This is a genomic window from Micromonospora sp. L5, assembly GCF_000177655.2.
GTDB lineage: Bacteria > Actinomycetota > Actinomycetes > Mycobacteriales > Micromonosporaceae > Micromonospora > Micromonospora aurantiaca.
In genome coordinates this window covers 4,644,195-4,660,840 of record NC_014815.1, presented here as the reverse complement: position 1 = coordinate 4,660,840, position 16,646 = coordinate 4,644,195, and the positions used below count along the sequence as shown (strand labels likewise).

Genomic DNA, 16,646 nt, shown 5'->3' with positions numbered 1-16,646 from the left:
AGGCCCAAATGATCAGCCCGTCGGCCCCCGTATGCCGAGCCGCAGACACTTCGGGCACGCCGAAGAGGTCACCGCGCAAAGTGCCCTAGCCAGCAGGTATCCGGTGGGATTCGAGTCTCAGCGCGGACTACCACCCTTCCGCCATCTACGAGTTGACGACTCTCCGCGCGGAACAGCCGCCCCGATCCGCGGCCGGGGGGCGCCAGTCGGGTTCCACCAGCCCACCTAGTGCTCTGACCACAAACGTTGGCCGGGTTGGTCATGCGGCTCGGGTGGCGCGTTGGCCCCAGCGGCGTTGTCGTTCGCTGCGGATTTCGGCACGGTGGCGGCGTTGGGCGGTCAGGACATCGGGGTGGCGTGCGTTGGCGTTGCGCCAGCGCAGGTAGGCGTGCAGGTTGCGGGCCAGGACGGTGTGGTTGGGGTGATCCGAGCCCGCAATGACGAAGGTTCGTAGCGGCCCGAAGTGCGCCTCGATGGGGTTGGCACAGGAGGCGTAGGTCGGGGTGAAGCACATCTCGACCTTGTTCCGGGCCGCCCACTGCCGGATCTTGAACCCCTTATGGGCGGACAGGTTGTCCAGGATGCCGTAGATCGGTGCGCCGTCCGGGCGAGCGGCCCGGATCGACTTCAACGCGGCCAGGGTGTTCGCCGCGGACTTGCGGGTGCGAATGACGCCCCACAACTGGTCGTCGCCGATGCTGTAGCAGCCGTGGGACTGCCGCACGCCGTGCAGCTTGTGGTAGTTAGCCGGCAGCCTACGCGGGCGACCTTTCGGCGCCCAGCCGACGCCGCCGTGCGGTCGGACCGCCAGCGGCCCGAACTCGTCGAAGGCGAACGTGCGGTGCGGAAACTGCTCGATCACCTGCTCGATACGGGCCAGCTTGGCCTCGCGGTCGGGGTCGGTGGACTCCTTCCACGTCTTGGTGCGCTGGAAGGTGATCTCGTGTTTGCGCAGTAGTTGCCGCAGCCGCTCCCGGCCGACGACCACCCGCCGGTCCGGGTTGTGCGCCAGGTGCTCGGCGAGCTTGCGCACGCTCCATCAGGTGAAGGGCCGCCCCAGCTTCGCGGGGCGGGTGTTGGCCGTCACGACGATGAACGCCTCGTCGTCGCTACTGATCCGGCGGGGACGGCCACCCGCCCACTGAGGGTCCAGGCTGGCCATGCCGATCTCGTTGAACCGGTGGATCACCTGCCGCACGGAGTCCTCGTCGGCCTGCACGAGCCGGGCGATGACTGGCACGCTGTTGCCTCCCGCAGAGGCAAGCACGACCATCGCCCGCCGCAGCCGCACGGCCGAGCCCGTGCCCCGGCGCACAAGCCGTTGCAGCCGCTGTCCTTCTTGATCACTTAATCGACGTACCCGAACCGGCTCTGCCACCCCGACAGCCTGACGCCGCAACCCCAGCCCGACCGCCACCCAGGCCCGGCGTGTCACCAACACCGCGAACGTTTGTGGTCCGAGCACTAGCCGCGCCGAGGGCCCGTTCTGATAAGCGCGAGCGAGATCACGATCATGACGAGGCCGAGGCCAGCCAGGACAGTCGGCGCCTGCAGGAGCAGATCCTCCGTCGCGTACCCGTCGGGCGTGGCAGCCCGGGTCGGATCCGTCCTGTCGACGCGTACGTCGAGTAACTCCCCGACGCGGAACTCACTCTCGTCGAGTTCGCTGGAGAACCGCTCCCGATACCGCACGCCGTCGAACGTGTAGTCCACAGTCAGCCTCGTGGCGGAGAACGAACGCGTGATCCTGAACCGTTCGACGTGGACCACTTGGCCTGTCGTCTCGGCGCCGACGCGAACCCGCTCGTCGATCGCCTCGTTCAGCCGAACGGTGAGCAGCATCCCCACGCCGATCAGAAGGGTGCCGAGGACAACCGCGAGGACCAGCTTCAACTCTCGCCAGCCGAACGGGCTCTCCACCACCGGCCCTCCTCGCGTCTCGTCCGGCGGCCTGGCTAACTCCAGGGCGGCAGTGGTGCGACCGGGCGGACCGCGGTGAACTGATCGTGCTCATACCGGGTGGCGGCGAGCAGCAGCAGCAGCCATTCGTCGCAGCCCTGCCACGGGTAGAGGTCGGCGGCACCGCCGCGTACGGCCCTGGGCCCGTCACCGGTGCGTGGGCGGGCATCCGCCGGGGCGCCCACAAAACCGGGAATCCACACGTCGGCGCAAATCTCGGCTGCCGAGCCCATCGCGGCCAGCCCGAACGCGTTCTCAGCGGCGGCTGTCCGCCGCTCATCGCCGAAGTCGTCGAGCAGATGGCCCTCGCCTGCTGCAGTTCGTACCGCCGTTCCTGTTCTACGCCGACGGTGCTCGAGTGCGGCCGGCATGGCCACTAGCTTTGGTGACCCGCGACGGGGTCACGCCACCCCCTGACGCGGTCGACGCCGTCGCCACCGCGACCGCCCTCGGCAGTCATGCCGACGAAATCGCGCGCTGGCTTACCTACAGCGAGGCTCCATACACAGCCACGATCGCCGAAGAACTCTTCGACGAAACCTGAACCGTCCACGACAGCGAGCGACCGACGCCGCGCTGGTCGACGTGCACCCGACGCCCGCCTCCGGTCATCGGTTCAACGGTTCAACGGTTGGACGTCCGGGCGTTGACCGAGATCAGGTGCACTCATCTGCCGTGGGTAGCTCGGTGCCGCCCGAGGTCAGTTGGCGCCGGATTCAATTGGTGGGCCCGGCGGGTCGGCGTTTGCAGTTTTCCCCTTTGGGGTGGGCCGTTCGGTAGCGGCCTCAGTCAGCCAGCGGTGATCGTAGTTCAGGTGGTCCCAGCGGGACCGCAGCCACTGACGCTTGGTCGCGGTAGCAGTTCGCCAAAGGTATCGCAGCCCGTCGGCGAGTTGATCGCGTCGCTGCGGCGCGAGAAGCCCTGGAAGCTGGTGACAGAGGTCGGCGATCATATTGGCGCGCTCACGACGTCGGTCGAGTGCGTCCGCCGAATGGGCATCCAGCAGTGGCGCAGTGAGGAACCGGATCTCCAGGAAGCCCAGATGGAGTAGGTCCGCCGTCGCCGCCTCCATCGCAGCCTGGGTCGGCTGATCCAACTCCATGACAACCTCCTCTGACGAGGCGAACAAGGATGCCTCACGCCATCCGCTTCTGCCGCGATTCGCGCGGTCATGCCGCGATCCGGGTGGTTGCAGTTGACGACCCCGCCCCCTGGGGAGCGGGGCGCTGGCCGGCCCGCCACGTCACCGGACCTCGAACGTCGCCAGCCTCGCCCGCGGGTCCGCCGCGCTGGTCCGCCACCAGGGCACCGAGCAGCACCTCGACACCTGGATCAACCACGCCCGCCACGCCGGATGCCCCGAATCCGCGGCTTCGCCACCGGCCTGGATCACCGCAACACCCCCGACAGCTCTCGGCGCCTGCTTCGCCGGCGAAACCGGATGGCGACGCGTGGCGGTGCCCGCGCATCATGACCGGGTGGACGCCCGACCAGCGATCGCTCTGATCGATGACCTTCGGTCATTCGTCGATGGCCGCCGCGCGGAGGTGGCCCGTACGAGCGCTGCCGGAGTCGAGCTTCTTACCCGCTACCGGGATGGTCGGCTGGACGAGCTGTGACTGGACCACGACCTGGGCGGCGACGACACCATCTGGCCGGTGATAGAGGTCCTGGAACAGGCCGCCTTCGACGACCGCCCCTTCAACATCGGCGTGGTCGTCGTCCATTCCGCCAACCCAGGCGGTGCCGCAAGAATCGCGCTTGTCCTGAGGCGCTGGGGTTACCGGGTCCGCGTCGCGTCGGGTTGCTCAGACGTCGGCTACGACAAAGGCCCTCCGGCGAGCTGATCGATCCGGCCACGCCGTCACGTATAGCAGGCTGCGACCCACCGGCTGTCGCCCGGTAGATGTCGAGGCGATACCCACTGGGTAGGCTCCGAGATCGGCGCGGTGGTTGACGGTGGCGCTGAGAGACAGGGCCGCCGTCAGCAGGGATGAAGGGCGGGCCCCGGGCGGCTTGTTCTCAGGGTTGGCTCGACGGGACCGGAGCGGATGCAACTGTGAAAGGCAACCAGCGGACTGGCGATGCGAGCGCTGCCGCATCCACGCTGGACCTGAAGCCGCTTCAGAGTCGGCAGAGCCTACGCGAGGACGTAGCGCACGCCCTGCGCGCGGCTATCGTGGCTGGCAGCTTGAGGCCGGATTCGACCTACTCCGTCCCGATGCTGGCCGGACGCTTCGGCGTCTCGCCCACGCCGGTTCGCGAAGCGATCCTCGACCTGGCCAAGGAGGGCTTGGTCTCGATCGTCAAGAACAAGGGGTTCCGCGTCAAGGCCCTCAGTGAGCGGGATCTGGACGAGATCACTCAGATTCGGGAGCTTCTCGAGATTCCGGTGGTGGCCGACCAGACGGGCAGACTGTCGGAACCGCAGGTGCGGGAACTGCGGAGGTTGGCGGACAACATCGTTTCTGCTGCCGGACGTGGGGACCTGGTGGCGTACATCGAATCGGACAACGCCTTCCACCTGACACTGTTGCATGCCGCCGGGAATCAACGGCTGGTCGAGACGGTTGCCGACCTGCGCAATCACACCCGTTTGTACGGTCTCGACGCGCTGGTGGAGAGTGGAGGTCTGGTCGACTCCGCGAACGAGCATCTCGAGTTGATCGAGCTCATCGCCGGGGGTGACCGTGAGGCCGTGGTCGGCCTGATGCGGCACCACTTGCGGCACGTCCGAGGTATCTGGGCGGCCCGTCGTGAAGACTAGGACCAACGTGTTCTGTTGACACGTCCGGCCGGTCGGCTCCCGCTACGCCGCCACCGTGGCTCCTTGGAGTCAGCACCGGCACACCGAATGTGCTCGCCGGCAGCAGTTCCGGGCCCCGCTATCGCATACGGTCACGCCCTCAGCCGTTCATCGACTGCTTCGAACGGCGCCGAGCCGGGGCGATTGCACCTCTTGACGGGGCGGGCGCAGCCACTATGGTGCTATGTAACATATTACTGATGGAGGCCGCATGGAAATGGCGCCGTGGCGTGGGGTTCTCGTAGCGACCGCTCTTCCGTTCCACGCCGACCAGGGCATCGATTTCGGCGCTTACGCTGCACATGTCGGATGGCTCGCTGACAACGGCTGTCATGGCGTTGTCCCCAACGGTTCCCTCGGTGAATACCAGGCGCTCAGCAGCGAGGAACGGGCTTCGGTGGTGCGAACGGCGGTGCAAGCCGCCCCTGATGGGTTCGCCGTCGTACCAGGCGTCTCGGCCTATGGTGCCGACGAGGCACGGCGCTGGACCGAGCAGGCTGCGGAGGAAGGCTGCCCGGCCGTCATGTTGCTGCCACCGACGACGTACCGCGCTGACGAGGCAGCAGTGCTGGCCCACTACCGTGAGGTGGCGAAGGCAGGTCTACCGATCGTCGCCTACAACAATCCGATGGACACGAGGGTGGACCTGACACCCGACCTGCTGCGGCGTCTACACGACGAGGGTTTGATCGTCGCGGTCAAGGAGTTCAGCGGTGACGCCCGCCGGGCGTACCAGATCGCCGAGACGGCGCCTGGTCTCGACATCCTCGCCGGCGCGGACGACGTCGCGCTCGAATTCCTGATCGCGGGCGCGGTGGGCTGGATTGGCGGCTACCAGAACGCCATTCCGGCGAGCTGCGTTCGTCTTTACGAGGCCGCGACGGCGGGTGATCTCAGGACGGCCGTCCTCCTCTACCGGGCACTGCATCCGCTGCTCCGTTGGGATTCGCGCACTGAGTTCGTTCAGGCGATCAAGCTTTCCATGGATGTCGCAGGTCGTCCCGGTGGCTTCACGCGCCAGCCGCGCCAGCCGCTGGCCCCCACCGACGCCGCGGTCATCCGTACCACGACCGAACGGGTGCTCGCGGCAGGGCACCGCTGATGCGCAGTAGCCGCGTCATTCACGTCGTCGACTCCCACACCGAGGGAATGCCCACCCGGGTGGTGACCGGAGGCGCGCCGCTCCTGCCGGGCGACACCATGGCGCAACGTCGGGAGTACCTGACGAACCACCGGGATGACCTGCGCACGTTTCTGATGTACGAGCCGCGCGGGCACTCCGCCATGTCGGGTGCGATCCTCCAGCCGCCCACCCGCCCGGACGCCGATGTCGGTGTGGTCTTCATCGAGGTGTCGGGGTGCCTGCCGATGTGCGGACACGGTGCGATCGGTGTGGCCACCGTACTGGCGGAGACCGGGATGGTGCCGGTCACCGAGCCGGTGACCACGATCCGCCTCGATACGCCGGCCGGACTGGTGGTGGCGTCTGTCAAGGTCGAGCAGGGCCGCGCCACCGCTGTCACCATCCAGAACGTTCCCTCCTTCCTGGTGGAACAGGACGCCTTGGTCGAGGTCCCCGGCTACGGCCACGTCCGTTACGACCTCGCGTTCGGCGGCAACTTCTATGCGATCGTCGACCTGCCGGAGTTGGGCCTGCGACTGGACCGCATGGACAAACAACGGCTGCTGGAGGTGGGGCTCAGCGTGATGAGAGGCGTGAACGACACCGCCCGGCCCGTGCACCCCGAGCAGCCGCACATCTCCGGATGCCACCATGTCTACCTGGCTACGGAAGGGGCGACCGCCCGGTTGTCACGCCACGCCATGGCCATCCATCCCGGCTGGTTCGACCGATCCCCTTGCGGGACCGGCACGTCGGCGAGGATGGCGCAGCTGCACGCCCGCGGGTTGCTCCCCCTCGGACAGGAATTCGTCAACGAGTCCATCATCGGCAGCCGGTTTTCCGGTCGGCTGGTCGATACGACCACCGTCGCCGGTCGGCCCGCGGTGGTGCCGACAGTCACCGGGCGGGCGTGGCTTACCGGTACCGCCCAGTTCTTCCTCGACCCCGAGGACCCTTTCCCGGCGGGATTCATGTTGTGAGTCTCATTCAGAGCCGTTCCCCTCAGAAGCCGGACGATGTCGTCGCGGAGCGTGTCCCGGTCACTCCTGATGGTGTGCGGAAGCTCGCTGATTCGGTCCGTGTCGCGCAGGACGCCTGGCGCCGTCGGGATCCCTCCGGCCGCGCCGCTGCCCTGAGTGAGGCGGCGGACCGGCTGCGGGCTCGGGCCGGTGAAGCGGCTGCTCTGATCGTCCGTGAGGTGGGCAAGCCGGTCGTGGAAGCGAACGCCGAGGTCAGCCGGGCCGCTGCGATCCTCGACTACTACGCCCAGTCCTGCTTCGCGGCGATCGGCGACCTGCTGGCGCCGACGCTGCCGGCGAATCAGCCGGGACTGCTGTTCACCGAACGTCGGCCGCGGGGCGTGGCTGGTCTGATCACGCCGTGGAACTTTCCACTGGCCATCCCGCTGTGGAAGGCTGCACCGGCCCTCGCCACTGGTAACGGAGTGCTGCTCAAGCCGTCGCCCGAGGCGCTGGCTTGCGGCGAGTTGGTGGCGGGCCTGTTCGACGGGCTGCTGCCCGACGATCTGCTCCATGTGGTGCCGGGAGGTGCGGACACCGGACAGGCCGTCGTCGAAGCGGCTGACGTCGTGTCCTTCACCGGCTCCGCGACGGTCGGCAGGGGTGTCGCCGTCGCCGCCGTTCGCGCCGGGCTACCGGTTCAGGCGGAGATGGGCGGACAGAACGCAGCGGTCGTGCTGCCGGACGCCGACCCTGCCACCACTGCCACGATGCTGGCAGGTGCCGCCATGGCATATGCGGGCCAGAAGTGCACCGCGACTCGGCGGATCATCGTGGTGGGCGATGCCACCGCGCTCACCGAAGCCCTGGTGGCCGCGGTGGCGGGGCTACGCGTCGGCGACCCGGCCGATGCCGGCGTCGCAGTCGGTCCCGTCATCACCGACGTCGCGCGCCGTCGAGTTCTGGACGGCGTCGCGGCAGCCCGCGCGGCAGGAGGCCGGGTTCTCACTCGTCTCGCGTCCCGGGCTGACGGCCTCTATGTGGCGCCGGTGCTGCTCGATTCGGTCGACCCTGGCCATCCGGTCGCGTGCGAGGAGACGTTCGGCCCGCTGGCCAGCATCTTCACCGTGTCGGACCCGGCCGCCGCGGCCGCTCTGGTCAACCACGTTCGGTACGGGCTGGTGACGTCCGTCCACGGCCGCGACATCGGCCGGTTGTTCGAGGTGGTCCGGGCCATCGACACCGGTCTCATCCGGGTCAACACGCCCACTACCGGAGTCGATTTCCACGCGCCGTTCGGCGGTGAGAAGGCGTCCAGCCAGGGCCCTCGAGAACAGGGCACAGCCGCACTGGACTTCTACACCTCGTTGCGCACCATCACCCTCTGTACTCCCCCACCCAGCCCCGCCGAGGAGGCCGCATGAAACGGGTCGACCTGCACACCGGTAGTCATGATCTGCCGGTCAGCCCCGCGTTGGAGGAGTTCATGCTCTCCGGGTGGGCTGACAGCGAGCGGCACGTCACACAGGTCGACGAGGTCGCCGGCTGGGCGGCGGTACGCCGGAGACAGCTGCACTGCCGTTTCTCCGGGGAACGGCTCGTCGTCCCGGCCGGAAGCTTCAAGAGGCGTTCCAACGACCAGCACTATCGGTTCCGCCCGCATTCTGCCTATGTCTGGCTGACCGGCGACCAGTCCTCAGACGGGGTCCTGGTCATCGAGCCGGACGGTGAGGAGATGCTCTTTCTTCGCCCCCGATCCGACCGGAGCACGCCCGAGTTCTTCCGTGACCGGATGTATGGGGAACTGTGGGCCGGACGCCGGCCCACCTTGGGAGAGAGCCGTCGGCGGCTGGCTGTGACGACCCGTCATCTGGCCGAGCTGGAGTCGGTCCTGTCCGGGCGGGGCGTTCCGACCCGCGTGCTGCGTGGAGTCGACGTGCACGTGGATGGGCTGACGGCCGACGCCGCGGGGCCGGGCGACCTGGAATTCGCCGCGGTGCTGGATGAGATGCGGCTGGTCAAGGACGACTGGGAGATCGGCCAGCTGGAAGAGGCGGTGGCCATCACCACCCGCGGTTTCGAGGACATGGTGCGTGCCTTGCCGATGGCGAAGCGTACGTCCGAGCGTTACCTGGAGGGGGTGTTCTGGCAGCGAGCCCGCCTGGAGGGCAACGACGTCGGATACCACTCGATCGTGGCCGCCGGTGCGCACGCCGCCACCTTGCACTGGATCGACAACGACGGCGCGGTCCGCGACGGGGACCTGCTGCTGCTCGACGCCGGTGCCGAGACGAGGTCGCTCTACACGGCAGACATCACTCGTGTTCTACCGGTGTCCGGCCGGTTCAGTCCGCTGCAACGCGATCTGTACGAGTTGTGCCTGAAGGCGAACGACGCAGCTCTGGACTGCCTCAAGCCGGGCGCCGACTGGCGTGCGTTCCATCAGGCGGCGATGACCGTGCTGGCGTACGGCCTCGCCGACCTGGGCGTGCTGCCCGTGTCGCCGGAACGCGCCTTGACCGAGGAGTCCGGGCTCTACCGGCGGTGGACGCTGTGTGGATCAGGCCACATGCTCGGTCTGGACGTCCACGACTGTGCGGCTGCCCGCGCTGACAGCTACCTGCACGGACGGCTGGCTGCCGGCCAGGTGCTCACTGTCGAGCCCGGCCTCTACTTCCAGCCTGACGACGAGTTGGTTCCGGCTGAGCTGCGCGGAATCGGGATTCGGATCGAGGAGGACGTTCTTGTCACCGACAACGGCTGTCGAGTCCTCTCCTCCGGGCTACCTCGACGTCCCGACGAGATCGAGGCGTGGATGCACCGGGTGTCGTCGTGATCGACGCCGACGCGGACGTGGTGGTGATAGGCGCCGGGATGACCGGTGCCGCCTGCGCCTACTACGCCGCACGGGCCGGCCTGACGGTGACAGTGGTGGACCGGGCCGGCGTCGCGTCCGGCACCACCGGGGCCGGTGAAGGCAACATCCTCCTCTCCGACAAATCACCCGGCCCGGAACTCAGCCTGGCGCTTCATTCCGTCGCGCTGTGGCGCGAACTGGGCGAGACCATGGGCGATGCGCAGATCGAACTGGAACGGAAGGGCGGCCTGGTGGTGGCGGCCTCGGCGACAGAGCACGACACACTGTCGGCGTTCGCGGACCGCCAGCGTGCTGCGGGCGTCGAGGCGCACGCCGTCGCCTCGCATGAGTTGCCCAGCTACGAGCCGCACCTGTCCCCCCATCTCGTCGGTGCGGTGCACTATCCCCAGGACATGCAGGTCCAGCCCATGCTCGCCGCCGCACACCTGCTCCGTGCGGCCCGGGCAACGGTACTGACCGGCACCTGCGTTGTCGGCCTGCTCCGGGACGGCACCGGGGGGATTCGAGCTGCGCGGACTGATCATGGCCTGCTGTCAACGACCAGGGTGGTGAACGCCGCCGGCGTATGGGCTGGCAGAGTCGCCGCGTTGGCGGGCGTCGAGCTGCCGATCCTGCCTCGACGTGGCTTCGTCCTGGTCACCCAGCCGCTGCCGGAGCTCGTGCGGCACAAGGTCTACGCCGCCGGTTACGTTGCGAACGTCGAGCGCAGCACCGCTGGGCTGGAGATCTCCCCGGTGGTGGAGGGGACTCGCGCCGGCACGATCCTGATCGGGTCCAGCCGGGAGCATGTCGGCTTCGATCCGGCCATGTCTCTGCCGGCGCTGAGAGGGCTCGCAGCGGCTGCGATACGCCTGTTCCCGATCCTGGGCGGCGTCTCCGCGATTCGCGCCTACCGGGGTTTCCGGCCGTACAGTCCGGACCATCTGCCGATCATCGGCGCGGACAAGGACGTGCCGGGGCTCTTTCATGCCACCGGCCACGAGGGCGCCGGTATCGGCCTCGCCCCGGCGACCGGGCACGCCATCGCCGCACTGCTGACCGACCGCCGCCCGCACGTGGATCTACGACCGTTCGCACCGGAGCGTCACCATGTTCACCTTTGACGGCCGCTCGATCCCTCACGACGGGCGGCAGAGCGTAGCCGCGGCCCTTCTCGCCGCCGGGATCCGATCCTGGCGGAGCACACGGGTCGAAGGGCGACCCCGGGGGGTCTTCTGCGGCATCGGCGTGTGCTTCGACTGTCTCGTCACGGTCAACGGTGTGCCGTCGCAGCGAGCCTGTCTGGTGGTCGCCCGCAGCGGTGACGTGGTCGAACCTCAGGACGAGCTGCGGGAGGGGACATGAGCACGTACGACCTGGTGGTGATCGGTGCAGGACCGGCCGGTCTGGCCGCGGCGGTCACGGCGGCCGATGCCGGCTGCCGGGTGGCCGTCCTGGATGCCGGGTCGCGTCCCGGCGGACAGTACTGGCGGCACCGATCCGGTGCGGACGCCCGCAGCCACACGAACTGGGCGTTGTTCGCCGGTCTGCGCGCACGGTTCGACCAGCTCGATCACCACCCGGACGCGGCAGTGTGGTTCGTCGAGTCTCGCCCGGACGACGTCGGTCCGCAGTTCGCCGTCCACACGCACTCCACGGTCGTGTACGGCCGGCGACTCGTCATCGCCACGGGAGCTCATGACCGGGTTGTCCCTTTCCCAGGTTGGGATCTGCCGGGGGTGGTCACCGCCGGTGGAGCTCAGGCCCTGCTGAAGGGTCAAGGGGTGGTGTTCGCGCGACGCGTCGTCGTCGGGGGGACGGGACCGTTTCTGTTGCCGGTCGCGACCGGCTTGGCCGACGCCGGCGCCACGGTGGTCGGCGTGTACGAGGCGAACGACCCGGTCCGGTACGCACGGCACGTCGGTGCGGTTCTCGGCGCAGCGAGCAAGTTGACCGAGGCAGGCCGGTACGGCTGGCGGATGCTGCGTCGTCGGGTGCCGTATCGGCGGCGTATGGCTGTGGTGGCCGCGCACGGCGACGATCAGCTCGCCGGGGTGACAGTGGCGGCGATCAGCCCGCTGGGCTCGGTGGTGCCCGGCAGCGAGAGACACGTCGGCTGCGACGGTCTCGCCGTCGGCTTCGGCTTCACCCCGCAGGTGGAGGTGGCTGTCGCCCTGGGATGCGAGACATTCATGGACCGCGACGGCAGTCTCGTGGTGAGGATCGGGCCGGATCAAGCGACCTCTGTACCGGGCGTGTACGCAGCGGGCGAGGTGACCGGCGTCGGCGGGGCGAGGCTGGCGCTCGTGGAAGGGCACCTCGCCGGGGACGCGGTCGCCCGGTCTCTCGGTCGCGCGGGGCCGCTGCGTGCGGGTGAGCGCAGTAGGTTGCTGCGGATCCGGCGTCGACTGCGTCGTTTCGCCGCCGCTCTGCATGCGGTTCATCCCGTGCCGGCCTTCTGGCCCGATCTGTGTGACGACCAGACTCTCGTCTGTCGGTGCGAGGAGGTGTCGGCAGGCGCTGTTCGGCAGGCGGTGCGTGAACTGTCCGCGGGCGATGCCCGGGGCACGAAGCTGTTGACCCGCGCCGGCATGGGCTGGTGCCAGGGGCGAATATGTGGTTACGCCACAGCATGCCTCACCGCCCGAGAAGCGGCCCGGCCGGTGAGTTCGGTGGATGTTCAGGGACATGCGTCTCGTACGCTGATGCAGCCGATCACGCTTGCCGACCTCGCCGGCGACGACTGATCTCGCGCACGACGAATCACGGCCGGCGCGGAGGTGCCCTCAGCATTCGATGACGTTGACGGCGAGGCCGCCCCGCGCGGTCTCCTTGTACTTGACCTTCATGTCCGCGCCGGTCTCCCGCATGGTCTTGATGACCTTGTCCAGCGACACGTGGTGCACCCCGTCGCCGCGCAACGCCAGCCGGGCCGCGGTGATCGCCTTGATGCTCGCCACCGCGTTGCGCTCGATGCACGGAATCTGCACCAGGCCACCCACCGGATCGCAGGTCAGCCCCAGGTTGTGCTCCATGCCGATCTCGGCGGCGTTCTCCACCTGCTCCGGCGTACCGCCCAGCGCCTCGGCCAGCCCGGCCGCGGCCATCGAGCACGCCGAACCCACCTCACCCTGACAGCCCACCTCGGCACCGGAGATCGACGCGTTCTCCTTGAACAACACACCGATCGCGCCCGCCGCCAGCAGAAACCGGACCACGCCCTCCTCGGAGGCACCCGGCACGAACCGGGTGTAGTAGTGCAGCACAGCCGGGATGATCCCGGCAGCACCATTCGTCGGCGCGGTGACCACCCGCCCGCCGGCCGCGTTCTCCTCGTTGACCGCCAGCGCGAACAACGTCACCCAGTCCATCGCGCGCAGCGGATCCCCGCTGCCGGTCTCCGCCTCCAGGCCGCGCCGCATCTCCGCCGCGCGCCGCCGGACCTTCAACCCACCCGGGAGTACGCCGTCACGGGTGCAGCCGTTCTCCACGCACTCGCGCATCACCCGCCAGATCTCCAGCAGCCCGGCGCGCACGTCCGCCTCGCTACGCCAGGACACCTCGTTGGCGAGCATCACCTCACTGATCGACAGCCCGGTCTCCGAGGTGACGGTCAGCAACTCCGCGCCGGTCAGGAACGGGTGCCGTACCCGGGTGCTGTCCGCCTTGATCCGGTCCGCCCCGGCCGCCGCCTCGTCCACCACGAACCCGCCACCGACCGAGTAGTACGTGCGCGTCCGCACCTCGCCCCCGGCCGCGTCGTACGCCGCGAACGTCATCCCGTTCGGGTGATACGGCAACGACCGCCGGCGATGCAGCACCAGATCCGTGTCCGGATCGAAGTCGACCCCCTGACTGCCGAACAGGTCGAGCCGCCGCTGCGTGCGGATCCGCTCCACCCGCGGCCCGACCGAGTCCGTGTCGACAGTCTCCGGGACCTCACCCTCCAGCCCCAGCAGCACCGCCCGGTCACTGCCGTGCCCGTGGCCGGTCGCGCCGAGCGAGCCGAACAGCTCCGCCCGTACCCGCGCCACATCCGCGAGCATCCCGTCGGCCTTCAGACCCGCCACGAACGTACGGGCGGCCCGCATCGGCCCGACGGTGTGCGAGCTGGACGGCCCGATACCGACGCTGAAAAGATCGAAAACACTGATCACGGCGCAATGCTCCTGTCATCGCCACGCACGGTGGTCTTCGGTTCCGCGCGACCGCCCATGGCTGCCTGGTCCGCGACGAACGATGCCGGAAGCTCCGCGTCGCGATCAGTCGGCGGCGCCAGGCTTGAAGGATCGAGCCAGGAGGAGCAGGTTCGCGGGCTTCTCGGCAAGCCTGCGGGTGAAATATGCGTACCAGTCCTGTCCATACGGCAGATACACCCGCACGCGGTAGCCCTCCCCCGCAAGCCGCGTCTGCTCGTTCGCGCGGATGCCGTACAGCATCTGGACCTCGAAATCGGTGGTGCTCCGGCCACCGGCGCTCGCGAGCCCGATGGCGCTGTCGATCAGGCGGGGGTCGTGGGTCGCCACCATGGGATAGCCCTGGCCCTGCATCAGGATCCGCAGGCACCTGTCGAATGCCTCGTCGATCTGACGTCGTCGCGTATATGCCACTGACGCCGGCTCCGCGTAGGCTCCCTTGACCAGGCGGACCCGGCTCCCTGCGTACGCGAGGCGCTGGCAGTCCGCCGGGGTACGGTGCAAGCACGCCTGCAGCGCCACGCCCACCCAGGGAAATTCGGTACGCAGTTCGTCCAGCACGGCCAGCGTCAGGTCAACCGTGGTGTGATCCTCCATGTCGAGGGTTACCGTGGCGTCGGCGGCAGCCGCAGCGGCACAGATGTCGCGCGTCAGCCGATAGGCGTGTCGGCGACCGTTGTGGGGCAGCGCGCTACCGAGCGCCGACAGTTTCACCGACACCTCGGCCATACCGGGCATCCGCGTCGCGGAGAGTAGGCTGAGATACGCGTCGCGTACAGCGGCAGCCTGCTCGACTGTCGTTGTTCCTTCGCCGAGATGGTCGATCGTCACCCGCATCCCGGATTCGACGATGCGCCGCGCCACTGCGATCGCCTCGTCGTTCACCTCGCCGGCAACGAATCGTTGCACCACGCCCCGGGTCAGGGGGGATCCGGCGATGATTCTCCGGAGTCGGTGACTGCCGGCCGCCATCAGCAACAGCTTGTTCGGCAATTGGGGTCCTTTCTCGGGGCTGTTGTCGCCCTCAGGAAGCAAGGCGTGACGAAGCGATCTACCACCCGCGGGAAGCTCGGGTTCCCCGTACGGTCAGGAGGTGTGGCCGGGGTGGAGGGGGTGCCGATCGACGAGGCGAGCCACCCGCGTGCGTAGCGACGTGTCAGCCTCCTTGGCGGTCAGAGCATCGGCGATGATGTCGGCCACCTCCGTGAAGTCCGCTTCGGAGAACCCTCGGGTGGCGAGACCGGAGGTACCGATCCGTAGCCCGGAGGTGACCATCGGCGGGCGTGGGTCGAATGGCACGGCGTTACGGTTGACGGTGATGCCGACGCCTTGCAGCAGCCGCTCCGCCTGCGCGCCATCGAGATCCGCGTGGCTCAGGTCGACCAGCACCAGGTGCACGTCGGTGCCTCCGCTGACCACCCGGATGCCGGCCTTCGCGACCTCGGCGGCGCAGAGACGATCGGCAACGATCTTCGCTCCGGTCAGGGCGCGCCGCTGCTGATCCTGGAACTGCGGTTCTCCGGCGATCCGAAAGGCCACTGCCTTCGCAGCCACGACATGCGCCAGCGGACCACCTTGCTGGCCTGGGAAGACCGCCGAGTCCAGCCTCCGCGCGAGATCGGTGTAGGCGCTGAGGATGGTGCCGCCGCGGGGGCCGCCGAGGGTCTTGTGCGTGGTCAGGGTGACGACATGGGCGTGAGGGACCGGGTTGGGATGCAGACCGGCCGCGACCAACCCGGCGAAATGTGCCATGTCTACGAGCAGGTATGCGCCTAGCTTATCGGCGATCCGCCGGAACCGGGCGAAGTCGAGCGTTCGAGGGTAGGCCGACCAGCCGGCGATGAGCAGCTTCGGCCGATGCTCGCGCGCCAGCTCTTGGACCTCATCCATGTCGATCAGGTGGTTCTCGGCGCCTACGCGATAGCTCACGGCCCGGTACAGCCGCCCCGAGTAGTTGATGCGCATGCCATGGGTCAGATGACCGCCGTGAGCGAGGTCGAGCCCGAGGATGGTGTCACCCGGCTCGATCAGAGCAGCCATCACGGCGGCGTTCGCCTGCGATCCGGAATGCGGCTGCACGTTCGCGTAGGCGGCGCCGAACAGGCGCTTGGCCCGGTCGATCGCCAGGCGCTCGATGTCGTCGACATGCTCGCATCCGCTGTAGTAGCGCCGTCCCGGGTAGCCCTCCGCGTACTTGTTGGTGAGGGCCGATCCCTGCGCCTGAAGGACGGCTCGGGGCGCGAGATTCTCGGAGGCGATCATGCCCAGGGTCTCGTGTTGCCGGCGTAGCTCCCGGCCGATCGCCTCGGCGACGGCGGGGTCGAGGTCGGCCAGATCATCGTCGAAGGCTGCCATCGGGGCCTACCGCGACTCGTTGGAGAAGGCGCGGTACTCGTCCGGCGACATCAGGGAAGGCATCTGCGCCAGCCGGACCCGCAGGAGCCAGCCTTTGCCGTACGGATCGGCGCCGATCAGGCCCGGATTGGCGATGACCGCCTCGTTGACGGCGACGACCTCTCCGCTGACCGGGAGATACAGCTCCGCGACCGACTTCGTGGACTCGACCTCTCCACACACGTCACCGGCAGTCAGGTGGCTCCCCGGCTCGGGCAGTTGCACATAGATGACATCACCCAGCGCTTCGGCGGCGAACGCGGTGATGCCTACTTCGGCCGGCTGAACCGAGTCGTTGACCCACTCGTGGTTGAGGCTGTACTTCAGGTGTTCCGGTACGTTCATGACGCTG

15 protein-coding genes and 3 pseudogenes are annotated in these 16,646 nt (G+C 68.5%); 10 read left to right on the top strand and 8 right to left on the bottom strand.

Annotation, left to right across the window (positions count from 1 at the left end; translation table 11 throughout):
* Positions 1-259 precede the first annotated feature (259 nt).
* The 3 genes and pseudogenes from ML5_RS32605 to ML5_RS21810 all read right to left on the bottom strand — a co-directional run.
* A pseudogene (locus ML5_RS32605) lies at positions 260-1,378 on the bottom strand (IS630 family transposase).
* Between the two features lie 86 nt (positions 1,379-1,464).
* Positions 1,465-1,923, bottom strand: coding sequence for a DUF3592 domain-containing protein (locus ML5_RS21815; RefSeq protein WP_013287184.1), 459 nt, complete (start codon positions 1,921-1,923; stop codon positions 1,465-1,467).
* A gap of 32 nt (positions 1,924-1,955) precedes the next feature.
* Positions 1,956-2,261, bottom strand: a pseudogene (locus tag ML5_RS21810) (hypothetical protein); the annotation flags it as partial.
* An 83-nt stretch (positions 2,262-2,344) separates the two neighbouring features.
* Between ML5_RS21810 and ML5_RS32420 the strand changes: the two are divergent.
* Positions 2,345-2,503: a hypothetical protein gene (locus tag ML5_RS32420; RefSeq protein WP_168168222.1), complete on the top strand. Its 159-nt coding sequence runs from the start codon at positions 2,345-2,347 to the stop codon at positions 2,501-2,503.
* 156 nt (positions 2,504-2,659) lie between these two features.
* On the opposite strand, the gene ML5_RS32130 is transcribed toward ML5_RS32420, so the two are convergent.
* A complete protein-coding gene (locus ML5_RS32130; RefSeq protein ID WP_013476198.1) occupies positions 2,660-3,061 on the bottom strand; it encodes a hypothetical protein in 402 nt (133 codons plus the stop codon).
* Between the two features lie 376 nt (positions 3,062-3,437).
* Between ML5_RS32130 and ML5_RS32955 the strand changes: the two are divergent.
* The 9 genes and pseudogenes from ML5_RS32955 to ML5_RS21770 all read left to right on the top strand — a co-directional run bounded on the left by ML5_RS32955 (position 3,438) and on the right by ML5_RS21770 (position 12,451).
* Positions 3,438-3,806 (top strand): annotated as a pseudogene (locus ML5_RS32955) (cyclic-phosphate processing receiver domain-containing protein).
* A gap of 212 nt (positions 3,807-4,018) precedes the next feature.
* Entirely contained in the window at positions 4,019-4,726 is a 708-nt protein-coding gene (locus ML5_RS21800; protein ID WP_013476197.1) for a GntR family transcriptional regulator, read from the top strand.
* Between the two features lie 250 nt (positions 4,727-4,976).
* Positions 4,977-5,867 carry a dihydrodipicolinate synthase family protein gene (locus ML5_RS21795; RefSeq protein ID WP_013476196.1) on the top strand — a complete coding sequence of 297 codons (891 nt, stop codon included), beginning with the start codon at positions 4,977-4,979 and terminating at the stop codon, positions 5,865-5,867.
* The gene (locus tag ML5_RS21790) at positions 5,867-6,868 is read left to right on the top strand and encodes a proline racemase family protein (RefSeq protein ID WP_013476195.1); all 1,002 of its coding nucleotides are present in this window, start codon (positions 5,867-5,869) and stop codon (positions 6,866-6,868) included. Before ML5_RS21795 ends, ML5_RS21790 begins: the two co-directional genes overlap by 1 nt.
* The gene (locus ML5_RS21785; RefSeq protein WP_013476194.1) at positions 6,865-8,271 is read left to right on the top strand and encodes an aldehyde dehydrogenase; all 1,407 of its coding nucleotides are present in this window, start codon (positions 6,865-6,867) and stop codon (positions 8,269-8,271) included. The genes ML5_RS21790 and ML5_RS21785 overlap by 4 nt, the downstream gene beginning before the upstream one ends.
* Positions 8,268-9,683 carry an aminopeptidase P family protein gene (locus ML5_RS21780; RefSeq protein ID WP_013476193.1) on the top strand — a complete coding sequence of 472 codons (1,416 nt, stop codon included), beginning with the start codon at positions 8,268-8,270 and terminating at the stop codon, positions 9,681-9,683. Before ML5_RS21785 ends, ML5_RS21780 begins: the two co-directional genes overlap by 4 nt.
* Entirely contained in the window at positions 9,680-10,828 is a 1,149-nt protein-coding gene (locus ML5_RS21775) for an FAD-binding oxidoreductase (RefSeq protein WP_013476192.1), read from the top strand. Before ML5_RS21780 ends, ML5_RS21775 begins: the two co-directional genes overlap by 4 nt.
* Positions 10,815-11,069 carry a (2Fe-2S)-binding protein gene (locus tag ML5_RS31640; protein ID WP_013476191.1) on the top strand — a complete coding sequence of 85 codons (255 nt, stop codon included), beginning with the start codon at positions 10,815-10,817 and terminating at the stop codon, positions 11,067-11,069. Before ML5_RS21775 ends, ML5_RS31640 begins: the two co-directional genes overlap by 14 nt.
* A complete protein-coding gene (locus ML5_RS21770) occupies positions 11,066-12,451 on the top strand; it encodes an NAD(P)/FAD-dependent oxidoreductase (RefSeq protein WP_013476190.1) in 1,386 nt (461 codons plus the stop codon). The genes ML5_RS31640 and ML5_RS21770 overlap by 4 nt, the downstream gene beginning before the upstream one ends.
* A 39-nt stretch (positions 12,452-12,490) precedes the next feature.
* Here ML5_RS21770 and ML5_RS21765 read toward each other — a convergent pair whose 3' ends face one another.
* The 4 genes from ML5_RS21765 to gcvH form a co-directional block, all read right to left on the bottom strand.
* A complete protein-coding gene (locus ML5_RS21765) occupies positions 12,491-13,861 on the bottom strand; it encodes an L-serine ammonia-lyase (protein ID WP_013473753.1) in 1,371 nt (456 codons plus the stop codon).
* Between the two features lie 105 nt (positions 13,862-13,966).
* Positions 13,967-14,893, bottom strand: a complete 927-nt coding sequence (locus ML5_RS21760) for a proline dehydrogenase family protein (protein ID WP_013476189.1) — start codon at positions 14,891-14,893, stop codon at positions 13,967-13,969.
* A gap of 93 nt (positions 14,894-14,986) precedes the next feature.
* Positions 14,987-16,255: a serine hydroxymethyltransferase gene (gene glyA, locus ML5_RS21755; RefSeq protein ID WP_013476188.1), complete on the bottom strand. Its 1,269-nt coding sequence runs from the start codon at positions 16,253-16,255 to the stop codon at positions 14,987-14,989.
* A 6-nt stretch (positions 16,256-16,261) separates the two neighbouring features.
* On the bottom strand, positions 16,262-16,639 hold the full coding sequence (gcvH, locus tag ML5_RS21750; protein WP_013476187.1) for a glycine cleavage system protein GcvH: 378 nt from the start codon (positions 16,637-16,639) through the stop codon (positions 16,262-16,264).
* Positions 16,640-16,646 lie beyond the last annotated feature (7 nt).

Excerpts from the sequence above, each read along its gene's own strand:
- ML5_RS32130 (WP_013476198.1), bottom strand. The coding sequence starts at position 3,061 with ATGGAGTTGGATCAGCCGACCCAGGCTGCGATGGAGGCGGCGACGGCG.
- ML5_RS21795 (WP_013476196.1), top strand. The coding sequence starts at position 4,977 with ATGGAAATGGCGCCGTGGCGTGGGGTTCTCGTAGCGACCGCTCTTCCG.
- ML5_RS21790 (WP_013476195.1), top strand. The coding sequence starts at position 5,867 with ATGCGCAGTAGCCGCGTCATTCACGTCGTCGACTCCCACACCGAGGGA.
- ML5_RS21780 (WP_013476193.1), top strand. The coding sequence starts at position 8,268 with ATGAAACGGGTCGACCTGCACACCGGTAGTCATGATCTGCCGGTCAGC.
- ML5_RS31640 (WP_013476191.1), top strand. The coding sequence starts at position 10,815 with ATGTTCACCTTTGACGGCCGCTCGATCCCTCACGACGGGCGGCAGAGC.
- ML5_RS21770 (WP_013476190.1), top strand. The coding sequence starts at position 11,066 with ATGAGCACGTACGACCTGGTGGTGATCGGTGCAGGACCGGCCGGTCTG.
- glyA (WP_013476188.1), bottom strand. The coding sequence starts at position 16,255 with ATGGCAGCCTTCGACGATGATCTGGCCGACCTCGACCCCGCCGTCGCC.
- gcvH (WP_013476187.1), bottom strand. The coding sequence starts at position 16,639 with ATGAACGTACCGGAACACCTGAAGTACAGCCTCAACCACGAGTGGGTC.